The organism is Rhizobium viscosum, assembly GCF_014873945.1.
Taxonomy (GTDB): domain Bacteria; phylum Pseudomonadota; class Alphaproteobacteria; order Rhizobiales; family Rhizobiaceae; genus Rhizobium; species Rhizobium viscosum.
Map to the genome: position 1 here is coordinate 4,172,011 of NZ_JADBEC010000001.1, position 12,925 is coordinate 4,184,935.

7 protein-coding genes are annotated in these 12,925 nt (G+C 61.5%); 5 read left to right on the forward strand and 2 right to left on the reverse strand.

The window, feature by feature from the left end:
• Window positions 1-700 precede the first annotated feature (700 nt).
• Both H4W29_RS20705 and H4W29_RS20710 read left to right on the forward strand, forming a co-directional pair.
• Window positions 701-2,461: an adenylate/guanylate cyclase domain-containing protein gene (locus H4W29_RS20705; RefSeq protein ID WP_192730593.1), complete on the forward strand. Its 1,761-nt coding sequence runs from the start codon at window positions 701-703 to the stop codon at window positions 2,459-2,461.
• 419 nt (window positions 2,462-2,880) lie between these two features.
• Window positions 2,881-5,265, forward strand: coding sequence for an arylsulfatase (locus tag H4W29_RS20710; protein WP_192730594.1), 2,385 nt, complete (start codon window positions 2,881-2,883; stop codon window positions 5,263-5,265).
• A gap of 34 nt (window positions 5,266-5,299) precedes the next feature.
• On the opposite strand, the gene H4W29_RS20715 is transcribed toward H4W29_RS20710, so the two are convergent.
• Complete coding sequence (locus H4W29_RS20715) at window positions 5,300-5,872, reverse strand: TetR/AcrR family transcriptional regulator (RefSeq protein ID WP_192730595.1); 573 nt, start codon at window positions 5,870-5,872, stop codon at window positions 5,300-5,302.
• A 154-nt stretch (window positions 5,873-6,026) separates the two neighbouring features.
• Here H4W29_RS20715 and H4W29_RS20720 point away from each other — a divergent pair, with 154 nt between their 5' ends.
• From H4W29_RS20720 to H4W29_RS20730, 3 genes are all read left to right on the forward strand, one after another.
• Window positions 6,027-6,584 (forward strand): DUF308 domain-containing protein, encoded by a 558-nt coding sequence (locus H4W29_RS20720; protein ID WP_192730596.1) that lies wholly within the window; start codon window positions 6,027-6,029, stop codon window positions 6,582-6,584.
• A 269-nt stretch (window positions 6,585-6,853) separates the two neighbouring features.
• Window positions 6,854-8,473 carry a calcium-binding protein gene (locus H4W29_RS20725; protein ID WP_192730597.1) on the forward strand — a complete coding sequence of 540 codons (1,620 nt, stop codon included), beginning with the start codon at window positions 6,854-6,856 and terminating at the stop codon, window positions 8,471-8,473.
• A 429-nt stretch (window positions 8,474-8,902) separates the two neighbouring features.
• Window positions 8,903-10,066, forward strand: a complete 1,164-nt coding sequence (locus H4W29_RS20730; protein ID WP_192730598.1) for a M20 aminoacylase family protein — start codon at window positions 8,903-8,905, stop codon at window positions 10,064-10,066.
• Between the two features lie 333 nt (window positions 10,067-10,399).
• On the opposite strand, the gene H4W29_RS20735 is transcribed toward H4W29_RS20730, so the two are convergent.
• On the reverse strand, window positions 10,400-12,781 hold the full coding sequence (locus H4W29_RS20735; RefSeq protein ID WP_192730599.1) for a calcium-binding protein: 2,382 nt from the start codon (window positions 12,779-12,781) through the stop codon (window positions 10,400-10,402).
• Window positions 12,782-12,925 lie beyond the last annotated feature (144 nt).

Sequence of the window (12,925 nt, forward strand, 5' to 3'; positions counted from 1 at the left end):
GACGGTTGCCGCCATAAGCGTCCACCCCTGTCGCCAGAACGCGAGCGCGACGAAACCGACGATGTACGGCAAAACAAAAAGGATAAAGAACAACGCAAGCATATCAACGACTCTTGCTACTTCGGAGAATAAGACCCTCGCTCTGGGGGGCACCGGCAGAGGGTCGCGAATAACGCTAGCACTATCGAGAGCACCACCAAAACCTTACAATGCATTATCGTCCACTCTGGGCGGGAGCACCTACATCGGCTGAGATTGTTCATTTAGATGTGCCCGGCTTGCTCAGGGTTTGGCGCTCCGACGAAGACGATGCGAGGTCGGAATATCTGATACAGATGCGAGACGGCCAGCTATCGGTGAGCGCGAAGGATTATCTCGATGGTGAGCAATACGCAATTTCGAATATCTCATATGATTCAGGACGGGTGGAATTCGACACTTTCATGCCGTCGACTTCACGAACGGGACATATTGCCATTGCGACAAGCGGCTCTCCTGATCGCGCCAACGTCCGTTTTACATTTACCGAAGTCGGTTTCATGACGAGGCGCCGGGAGGATTGACGCCAATGTCAGCTTGGGGCCGAAAGCGGCCAATGAACCCACTTGCTTGCCCATAGCATTGCCAATCGCAAAACATCCACGCCCGCGAATGTGCTACATTGCGTCATCACGTTCTTCTGTTGCGGGAGGGATCGAGAATGCAGCGTAAGCTGGCTACGATCATGGTCGGGGATTTCGTCGGCTCCACCCCCGCGATGGAAACGGACGAGGAAGGGGCGATTACGCGGATCGACACTGTCCTCGAGACTGTTCGCATGATTGTCCAGCGCCACGACGGCCGTGTCTTCGGCACGGCTGGTGATGGCCTGCTCGCCGAGTTTGCCAGCCCCGTCAATGCGTTGAGGTCCGCCATCGAGGCGCGCGCCGAGATCGCTGCCCTTCCCGGATCGAGCGGCGGCGACATGCGGTTCGGCCTCCATCTCGCTGATGTCGTCGTCGTCGGTTCGGACCTGCGCGGCGACGGGGTCAACATCGCCGCGCGCATCGAGGCGTCTGCGCCGCCTGGCGCAATCGAGGTTTCAGGCCTGCTTCACGACCAGGTCCGGCGGGTCTCGCCTTGCAGATTTGAAGACGTCGGCGAACGGCGGCTGAAGGGAATTCTCGAGCCGATCCGGATTTACCGGGTCACCGAACTGGTGGACCGTCACGTCTTTCAGTTCGCCCCGACGCGATCCACTCCCAATGCTGCCCAATCTCCCCGGACCAATTCGATCGCAGTGGCACGATTCGATGTGGCGCCCGGCGCTGTTGCAGATCAATGTTTCCTGGCGGAGGGCATTACCGACGACCTGACACTCGAACTCAGCCGCCTGAAGGGATTGTTTGTCAGTTCCCGCTCGGCGGCAACCGCCCTGACGACGAAAGATCCCGTCGAGATCGGACGCCTTCTCGGCGTCGGCTACGTCATCAGCGGTTCGATCCGACAAGTGGGCGACGACCTCAGGGTCAACATCGCGCTTACCGAGACCGGAGAAGGGCTCGTCATCTGGTCTGATCGTATCAAGCGCCCGTTTGGCGAATTGCTCGATGTGCTGGACGAGATCATCGCCCGTGTTGCGGCAACCGTATCCGGACGGATCGAGCAGTCGGAACTTGCAGCAGCACGGCTGAAGCGCCCGGAGAACATGACGGCCTACGAGTATTATCTGCGTGGTCTGGATCACCACCGCCTCGTTGGCGTTGCGGATATTCACATACACGAAGCCATGGCCTGGTTCGAGCGGGCAATGACCGCCGACCCCGGATTCGGCCGTCCCTTCGCAATGCATGTCTGCTCGTGGAGCAATCTGCCGAGCTTCGACATGGACAAGGCCGAACAGCAGGTTGCGCACGCACTCGCCCTCGATCCGACCGATCCGGAAGCCCATCGCATCATGGGCGCGATCAAGATGAAATCGGGCGACTTCGTTTCGTCGCGTTACCATCACATTCGTGCCCATGAGCTCGCTCCGAACGACGCCTATATTCTCGGCCGCAGCGCGGCTTTCTATGTCTATGACGGGGAGCCTGAGCGCGCGCTCGAAATGCTCGATCGTGCCGAGACGCTCGATCCCTTCCTGCCGGTCTGGATCACCGAAGAGCGGGTGGCAGCCCTTTACGCGCTGGGCCGTTTCGAAGAGATGAGGCGCGTCGCCTTGACGCTGCCCTTCCAGACCAGGCGCACGTCGCTCTATCAGATTGCTGCGAGCATGGCCTGCGGCAATGCCGAAAGGGCCGAATTCCTGGTTCGGCAGGCGCTCTCCCTCGATCCGACCCTGTCGGCGGTCTATATCCGGATGCAGGAGACCTATGCGGACGAGTCCGTCACCGAAACCCTGGTCGCGCGCAATTGCGATGCCGGGCTGCCATTGACGCCGCGCAAGCTCGTGGCCCGGAAGAAATCACTCTCGCTGAGATGATGATCCGGCCAGGGCATCCGCTCGACTGCCGGGGGCGTCTTCAAGAGATTTGTTGCAGGCACTGGCCGCGAACATTCAATGCTCGACTGGCGTTCCTTCCGGTGGTAATTTAGCATTGTCTAATGCGACGACTATTCGGTTGCGTGAGGGGGAGCTGCCGAGATGACGATCGTTCGCAGTCTGCCTGCATGTACGGGTTTCGTCGCTATCGGCTCAACGCTGGCATTGGCTCGGCCGATCTCCCGCGGAAGGCAGCTTCCTCGGCATGATTTCCTGTTTCCCGTCGACATTGCTCAGCTCGCCGATGCGGGCTGCCCTGATCATAGAACGCAATCATCATTCGGTCGGTCTCGGCGTCGTAGCTGACATCGCGATCGTCTGCGATTCCACCAGGGCGGCCAAAACTAGGGGGAACCAAAATGAAGCTATTGTTTGCGCTTACATCGAGCCTTCTGACGCTTGCGGTCTCCTACGCGAACGCACAACAGATCACTGGCACACCGGGTGCGCCGGATGCCACGACGACCCTCGACGGGCGATACCTTCCCAATCCGCCGGCGCCGTTTGGCGGCGAAATCGGGCTGGATGCAAGAGATTCCAAACCGTATTGGCCGCCGCAGGTGGTGCCCCCGAAGGGCGCACCGAATATCCTGCTGATCATTACCGATGACGCGGGCTATGGTGTGGCGGGCACGTTTGGAGGCGTCATACCGACGCCCGCGCTCGACCGTGTCGCGCAGGCGGGGCTGCGCTACACGCAGTTTCACTCGACTGCGCTTTGCTCGCCGACGCGTGCCGCTCTCATCACCGGGCGCAATCATCACTCGGTCGGCTACGGCGTGGTTTCCGAGCAGGCTACCGGCTATCCGGGATACGATTCCATCATCGGCATCGACAACGCCACGGTTGCCGAAATCCTGAAGCAGAACGGCTACGCCACGTCCTGGTTCGGCAAGGAACACAATACGCCGACCTTCCAATACAGCTCGGCCGGCCCGTTCGATCAGTGGCCCTCCGGCATGGGCTTCGATTATTTCTATGGTTTCATGGGCGGCGACACCAACCAGTGGCAGCCCTATCTGTTCGAGAATCACACCCAGGTCTTTCCCTGGGTCGGCAACCCCAAATACAATCTGATCACCGACGAGGCCGACAAGGCGATCGACCATATCCGGCAGCTCGACGCGGCTGCGCCCGACAAGCCGTTCTTCGTCTATTACGCGCCGGGCGCAACGCATGCGCCGCATCATCCGACCCCGGAATGGATCGACAAGTTCAAGGGCAAGTTCGACATGGGCTGGAACGCCATGCGCGACCAGATCTTTGCCAACCAGAAGCGGCTCGGCGTCGTCCCTCAGAACGCGCAGCTCACGCCATGGCCGGACGACCTGCCGAAATGGGATTCGCTGGATGCCGACAGCAAGAAGCTGTTTGCGCGCCAGGCCGAAGTCTTCGCCGCTTACGTCGCCTATTCCGACAATGAGATCGGCCGTGTCATTCAGGCGGTCGACGACCTCGGCAAGCTCGACAACACGCTCGTCATCTATATCGAAGGCGACAACGGAACGAGTGCCGAGGGGTCCACTCTCGGCACGCCCAGCGAGCTCCTATCCATCCAGGGCATCAACGTTCCGGTCGCGGACCAGCTCAAGTTCTATGATGCATGGGGATCGGACAGGACCTATCCCCACATGTCCGTTGCCTGGTCCTGGGCGTTCGATACTCCCTTCAAATGGACCAAGCAGGTCGCCTCGCATTTCGGCGGCACGCGCCAGGGCATGGCCATGGCATGGCCGGCCCGCATCAAGGATGCGGGTGGCATCCGCACCCAGTTCCATCACATGATCGACATCGTCCCGACCATACTCGAGGCGACCCGGATCCCGGCACCCGCGATGGTCAATGGCGTGGCGCAGAAGCCGATCGAAGGCGTCAGCATGGCCTATAGCTGGGACAAGGCGAACGCCAACGCTCCCTCGACGCGCCATACCCAGTATTTCGAGATGTTCGGCAACCGCGCCATCTACCATGACGGCTGGATCGCCTCGACGACGCCGCCGGCCGCTCCGTGGCTGATGGGGCTCGGCAAGATGCCGGATGTGGTGAACGGCTACAAATGGGAGCTGTACAATCTCAACGACGATTACTCGCAGGCCAACGACCTGGCCGCGACCAGCCCGGACAAGCTGCGCGAAATGCAGGATATGTTCCTTATGGAGGCGGCCAAATACAACGTCTTCCCGTTGGACAACGACGTGCTGGAGCGTACCGTTACGCCGCGGCCGAGCACCACCGCGGGCCGGACGACATTCACCTATACCGGCGCTCTCTCCGGCCTGCCGACCGGCAATGCGCCAAGCATCGTGAACAAGTCGTACACGATCACTGCCGATATCGAGATCCCGCAATCGGGCGCGGATGGGATGCTGGTCACCGAAGGGGGACGGTTCGGCGGGTACGGACTGTACGTGCTGAAGAACAAGCCGGTATTCGTCTACAACCTGCTTGGACTAGAACATTTCCGCTGGGAGGGCACCGATACGCTCAAGCCCGGCAAGCACACGATCGTCTTTGATTTCAAGTCTGACGGACCCGGCATGGGCAAGGGCGGAACCGGCGTGCTGACCGTGGATGGGAGCAAGGTCGCCACACAGCAGGTGCAGCATACCATTCCCTTCCTGTTGCCGTGGGATGAGACCTTCGACGTGGGCAGCGATACGCGCACCCCGGTGGAGGACAAGGACTATCAGGCGCCGTTCGCCTTTACCGGGGCGATCGACCGTCTGACGGTGCAATTGAACTGATGCGGACACCAGCTGCGCGCGAAGCCGGGCGCTTCTATGCCTTGAGCCTCGCGATCTGCGGGCCGACGATCGCGGCAAACAGGCTGGGGTCGCCAAGCGCGCGGGCCGACAGCATGGCGCCATGGACGGAGGCCATCAGGATCTGCGCTTCCTCTTCGGGCGATTTGGCGAGCCGGAAGAGCTTCTGCTCCACGCCGGCCTTCAGCACTGACGTCAGCCAGGCGGCCAGGTTCTCGAAATGCCGGCGCACGTGGGCTGCGACCGGCTCCGGCAGCATCTGTATTTCGGCGGCGAGCATGGCGCAGACGCAGAAGGGCTCCGAGGCGTCGAGGATGCATTTCTGCCAGTAGTCCAGATAAGCCTGCAGCTGATCGATGGGGCCGGGAACGTGCTCGCGCAGCGAGTTCAGGCCGGATTCGGCGCGCTGCGTATAGCGGTCGACCAGGACCCGCACCAGCTCGGCCTTGGTGGGGAAATGGTGGTGGATGCTCGCCTTGCGGATGCCGACCGCATCGGAAATATCGGCATAGCTGAAGCCGTTATAGCCTCCCGCCACGACGAGGGACTGCGCTATATCGAGGATCTTTTCCGAAGTCGTCTGTTCCATGCAGCTTGCCTATCTGCTGGTAGGCAAGGCTGTCAAGCTGGCTCTGCGGGCCTGCTCACGAGCATGTGTTCCTGATGGCAGAGGGCATCGGCGTTTGGCGATTGACTCCCCAAGTTTAGCTACCTACTAGTAGGAAGACAACAAGGAGCCTGTCATGCAGAACCAATCTTCCCCGCAATCGAGCTGGTTGCGATCCTATTATTTCGTCCGTGCGCTGTTTTCGATCGGCTGGATCATCGCCGCCATTCTTTCAGGAGGGCATTCCGCGCTCGCCTCCGTGCTGCTCGTCATCTATCCGGCCTGGGATGCGGCGGCAAACCTCGTGGACGCCCGCTCGAATGGCGGCCTGAAGGCTAACCCGGCCCAGACCTTCAACGTCGCCGTCAGCACCATCACCACGCTCGCCGTCATCATCGCCGTCATGAGCAGCACCTATGCCGTGCTCGCCGTCTTCGGCTTCTGGGCCATCTTTTCCGGTCTCCTGCAGCTCTCGGCGGCCGTGCGGCGCTGGCGCATCTACGGCGCGCAATGGGTGATGATCCTCAGCGGCGCGCAATCGACGCTCGCCGGCGGTTTCATGATCAGCCGGGCCTATGGAACCGCAGCGCCTGGTATTCTCGACATTGCGCCCTATGCGGGCTTCGGCGCCTTCTATTTCCTGCTGTCGGCTGTTTGGATGACGGTTTCGGCGTATCGGAAGGCGAGTGTGTGATGGGTGAGGGCGCCAGCCTCAGACTGGAACGTGAAATATTTCCCGCGAATGTCTCGCGCGAGACTCCCTTCTGCAAAGGGATTCACAGAATGGAGAATTGCCCATCATTCTTCCCCCATGGATTCCAAAGCTGGTGGTTGTGGAATTCTGCCGATGCGACCCGACGCAATGCCCGCGCAAGTTTAAGCCTGCATATGAGTGCTCAACTTTGGTGAGGGATGCGGGGCGCGTCCCGCAACATCTGCATTGCGCCGGCAAGGGGAGCACGCATGACCGTTACCAATTCGATTATGTCATCGATCTACCAGTCCTCAACATACCGGTTTTCAAAGACGACGATTGAGGAATGGCGGGCTGCAAAGTCCGGTGGGGAGGGCGGCGATGACCGTCAGGCTGCGCCTTCGAGCCCGGCTCCGGACAAGAGCGGCGAAAAGGACGGTGCCAGCGCCACCTCGATCGTGCGGCACGTCCGCCAGCAAGCGATGGAAATGTCGCTAAGGGTTCTCGTCGGTACGGGCGGGGACGACAGGCTGCACGGCGGATCGAACAGTTTCGTCGATGCCGACGCCGGCAATGACGAGGTGTCGGCCTATTCCGACGCGACGGTCGATGGCGGCGACGGCGGCGATTACATCAGCACCTATGATCATGCGACCGTCAGCGGCGGGCGGGGCGACGACGTCATCGATACCTACGATTATTCCATCATCGACGGCGGAGACGGCAATGACGAGATCTGGACCTACGCTCATTCCACTGTCGATGGCGGAGCCGGCGACGACATCATCAACGGTTACGGTGACTCCGATATCACAGGCGGAGCCGGCAATGACCACGTGTCCGTCAACGATCATTCGAAGGTTAATGCCGGGGCGGGCAACGACTGGGTGAGCGGCTACGATTATTCGACCGTCGACGGCGGAGACGGCAATGACTACATCTCCGTCTATCGCGACTCCACGGTCAATGGCGGGGCCGGCAACGATGTCATCGAGACCTACGAAAGGTCCGTCATCACCGGCGGCAAAGGCGCCGACCGGATCCAGACCGGCGGCGGCTCGATCCTCAAATATGCCGCGGGCGACGGGCGCGACCAGATCATGGTCTCCGGCTCCGCCACGCTGGAGCTTGGCGAGGGCATTTCCGCCGATGCGGTGCAGGTCACCGTCAATGGCCGCACGGCGACCATCAGCGTCAACGGCAATTCCGACGATGTTATCACCGTCGAGCTTTACGCCGGAGCATCGTCATCGCTGACGATCGCCTTTGCGGATGGCAGCACGCGGCAGGTCACCGCCCAGCCGGCAAGCGGAGGCGGCACGCCGCATCTGCCGCCAAATTCTCAAGTCCCGATCCTTTTGCCTCCTGGCGAGCCGGCGATGTCGAAGGAAGCGTTTGAAGCGATGATCCGCGACCCGAACATGTCGCAGGCGCAGAGGGAATATCTCGTCGGCTCGCTGGCGCCGGCGATCTATGGCATCCCGCGGTATGACTATTCCCATCTCGAATGGCACACATTGCCGCCCGGCTCGGCGCAGCCGATGTCAGCCGAGGTGAAGGCCCAGCTTGCTGCCAGCCAAGAGCTGGCGCGGCAGCTGCAGGCAGAGCGTGATGCTGAGACGGCCGCCCATCCGGAGCGCTACAATCCGCAGACCGAGAGCAATGACATGTATGAAACCAATGTCGCGACATTGCCCGATGACGCCATCAAGCCGCGGATCGAATATATCAGCCATCTCATTCAGAGCGGCGAGGCTGACAAATATTCGTTCCACGCCGGAAACGGCGACCAGACCACCAATTCGATCCACCAGTTTCTCTTCTGGCTGCAGCAACGCGCTCAGGAAATGGAAAGCGACGGCACCTATTCGCCCGGCATGTTCGGGTAATCAGGGGCAGAACTGTTGATCGAGTTTCCATATTCGGAGGCTTGGGAGGTGGAGCAGTGCTGTCGCATGTTGTGGGCTGAGGCGTCCACATACCTCCCTCATCTCTGTGCTTGTCACAGAGATCCAGCCACCGCGCGTCCGCGCGGTGAATGACTCACTCACCAGAAGAAGATAAAAGTCTCTCCTGCCCAAAGACTTGGGCAGGCTGGATTCCTGTGACGGGCACAGGAATGAGGGAGTGGGGAGGAGGGCGTTGGTGCCTAAAGCAACCTCTGCATTCGAGGGGTGTCGATCGCGGATAGATCTGTTCTCTCATCGCTATTCCATTCCCCCGCTGGCAAATCGCCCCCGCGGCGGCTAGTCTCGCACCACCCCACCTTCGGCCGCCGCTCCCCACGGTCCGGCCCGCCACATCACGAGGATACCATCATGAGCACTATCGAAGCCGTCGCCGAAGAGGCCAAGGGCTGGCGACGGCATATTCATCAGAATCCGGAGCTGCTCTTCGACCTGCCGGAGACGGCGGCCTTCGTGGCGGGCAAGCTTGCGGAATTCGGCTGCGAGAATGTGACGACCGGGCTCGCCAAAACCGGCGTCGTCGCCGTCATCGAGGGCAACAAGGGCCCCGGCAAGACGATTGCGCTTCGTTGCGACATGGATGCCCTGCCGATGTCGGAGCAGACCAATCTTCCCTATGCCTCAAAAAATGCCAACCGCATGCATGCCTGCGGCCATGACGGGCACACGGCCATGCTGCTTGCCACCGCCAAGTGCCTCGTCGAAGACCCGGATTTCTCCGGCAAGGTCGTGCTCATCTTCCAGCCGGCGGAGGAAGGCGGCGGCGGAGCGCGGGTGATGATCGAGGAGGGGCTGCTAGAGCGTTTCGGCATCGACGAGGTCTATGGCATGCATAACGAGCCGGGCCTCGAGATCGGTTCCTTTGCGACGCGCGCCGGTCCCTTCATGGCGGGTGCCGACCGTTTCGTCATCACCATCAACGGCAAGGGCGGGCATGCGGCCTCGCCGAACATGACGCGCGATCCGGTTCTCGTCAGCGCCCATATGGTCACCGCGCTGCAATCGATCGCTTCGCGCTTCACCGATCCCTTCGATCCCGTCGTCGTCTCCATCGCCTTTTCGGAGGCCGGCAACGACAAGGCGCTGAACGTCATTCCCGCCTCCGTGCGCCTCGGCGGTACGATCCGCACCATGCAGGCGGAAACGCGGAAGGCCGTCGAGCAGCGGTTCCGTGAGATCGTGCATGGTACGGCGAAGCTGTTTGAAACCGAAGCCGAGATCGACTGGCGGCCGGGCTATCCTGTCACGGTCAACGATGCCGGCAGGACATCGGCGATCGTTGCGGCGGCTGCAAAGGTGGCGGGCGAGGGCCGGGTGGATGCGGCTTACGAGCCGTCGATGGGGGCGGAGGATTTCTCCTATATGCTGGAGAAGCGGCCAGGCGCGATGATCCTGATCGGCAATGGGGACAGTGCGGGTCTGCACCATCCGGCCTATGATTTCAACGACAAGGCGATTGCGCATGGGGTGCGGTACTGGCTGTCTCTGGTCGGGCAGGAGCTTGGGGCCCGGTAGGAGGATTGCGGGCGAGGCGTGTGCAGCGTTACATCTTACACCGCCAGCGTGTGCCATGAGGCACCCCCCTCTGTCCTGCCGGACATCTCCCCCACAGGTGGGGAGATTGGCTGGGAGCGCCGGTTTCCCCAAACAACAAACGTTGCAAACTGCGCAACGTCGATGATGTACGAAGGTCGGGCCGCTTGTCGATCTCCCCCTTGTGGGGGAGATGTCCGGCAGGGCAGAGGGGGTGTTCCGAGCGAGCCGGCGCCGAAACGCTCATCCCTTCACAAAGGAAAAGGCCGCATAAACGGCGGCCCGCAAAGCCCTGCCTGCCGTTGTCAGCGCCCCTCACGCAAACAGGAAATCGCCGGACTGCAGGACATAGGCTCCGTTGAGCAGGGCAACTCCAACGGCACCATCTCCTCCGGTGCCATCCTCGTCCCAATAGAGCGTGCGGTCAGATGAGTTGAAGTAGAACTGGGCATCTGTGCCGATGGCGGTTTTGCCGACGTGGAAATCCAGGGTGGCCGTGGTCATGCCCTGGAAGTCGGCGGACTGGAACAACAGGAAGTCGTCCGCGCCGAAATCGTTGATGGAAGCGAAGTTGAACGGGCTCGGTGCGGCGAGGGCGAACGTATCGGCGCCGCCGCCGCCGTTCAGGCCATCGGCACCGCCGCCGCCGACGAGCGTGTTGGCGGCCGCATTGCCTACTATCTGGTTGTTGCCGCTGCCGCCGATCCCGGTCACGGCGCCTGCCTGAAGGATCAGTGTTTCAACACCGGTACCGGCGAGCGAATAGGTCTCCGCCGTGGAATAGATGGTATCGACCAGATCCCAGACGCCGTCGCCGGTATCGTGGACGACGTCGCCGGCGCTGTCGACCTTGTATTTGTCGTTTCCGTCGCCGCCATCCATGAAGTCGTCGCCGGTACCGCCCGCGAGCATGTCGTCGCCGGAGCCGCCGTAGAACGTATCATTGTCTGCGCCGCCATCGAGATAATCGTTGCCGTCGAGACCATGAAGCGTATCGCTTCCTGCAGCGCCGGCGAGAGTGTTGTTGCCGCTATTGCCGGTCATGACGTTGTCGAGCGCATTGCCGGTCGCATAGAGATTGCCCTCGGCGACCATCGCGAGGTTCTCGACATTGGCCGAAAGCGTATAGCTCACTTCGGTCAGGACGGTGTCGGTACCTTCTCCGGCCAGTTCCACGACCCGGTCGGCCGTGGTGTCGACGCTATAGGTATCGTTGCCGAGGCCGCCGATCATCCTGTCGTCGCCAGAGCTTCCGGAAAGATGGTCATTGCCTGCATAGCCGTAGAGCGTATCGTCGCCGGCGCTTGCATAGATGGCATCGTCGCCGGCCGTGCCGAAGAGGCTCATGCCAGGATAGGTACCGTAGATGCTGTGGCTCGGAAGCTCCACCGCATGGGCGTCGGCATCGTAGCGAACCTGATAGATGCCGGAGTCATAGGAGTAGGGACCGTTGTAGTCGCTGTCGGATGCCCAGGTGACGATCCAGCCGCCGTCATCGAGTGCCGCCACCTGGGGTATATCATGGTAGGTGTGGGTCAGCGTGTTGAGGAGCGTTTCATCGCCGTTTTTCGTCCCGTCGGCATTAAACGCCTGCTGATAGACATGGTAGTAGGTGTCGGTGAATCCCATCACCGTCCAGGTCACCACCCAGCCGCCGTCGGCCAGCGCCGTCACCTTCTGGTTCGACGCATATGTCCCCTCGGTATCGACCTGCGTCTCGCCGCCTTTTGGTGTCCCGTTCGCGTTGTAGGCCTGCTGCATCATATGGGCATCGCCCGAGAGCCAGATCACCACCCAGCCGCCGCCGTCCAATGCGGCGGAGGTAGGGTAGCCCTGGTTGCCGTCGGTCGTGGTGTTGACCCGTGTCTCCGTGCCGAGCCGCGTTCCGTCGGCATTGTAGGCCTGCTGATAGATCCCGCCGCTCGAGCCATCCTGGCCATTCGATCCCCAGATGACGACCCAGCCGCCGTCGCGTGCCACCACGGTTGGGCCGCCCTGATAGGAATTGGTGTAGGTATTGACGAGGGTCTCCCCGCCGCGCGGCGTTCCGTCGGCATTGTAGACCTGCTGCAATATGCCGGTCTCGGAACCGTCCAGCCCTGCTGACGACCAGGTGACGACCCAGCCGCCGCCATCGAGCGGCGCCATCGAACCGGGCCACTGGTTTCCATCGGTGTAGGTGTTGACCTGGGTCTCTCCGGCGATCTTGGAGCCGTCGGCAGCGAAGGCCTGCTGGTAGATCCCGTATCCGGAACCGTCCTGGCCTACCGACAACCAGCTGACGACCCAGCCTCCGTCGGAAAGCCCCATGACCGATCGCAAGCCCTGTCCCGCGCCCTCATAGGTGTTGACCTGGGTCTCGCCGCCGCGCGGCGTGCCGTCCGCGTTGAATGCCTGTTGGTAGACCCCGGGCGTGGAGACCCCCTGGTCTCCCCAGGTCACCACCCAGCCGCCGTCGGCAAGGACCGTCACGGCCGGCATGTCCTGATTGCCCTCGACCGTGGTGTTGACGCGGGTTTCGGGGCCGACGAGGGCGCCCGTCGCGTCGTAGACCTGCTGGTAGATTCCGGAACCGCTGCCGTCCTGCAGCATCGAGGCCCATGTGATCACCCATCCGCCGCCTGGCAGCTGGGTGGTCGCAGCACTGTACTGAAAATTGACCGTGAACGTGTTGACCTGAGATTCCAAAAACGGCATTTACCTTCCTCCTCAGATAGATAGTAACTGGAAACATAAAACGCGTTGCTGCAGATCTGATGCGGATTTCTACTATACCGTTCCTTTTTGAACATTGGCCGACAGTCCCGAGTGGTGGCTACAGTCAGGCGGTGAAATCATGAC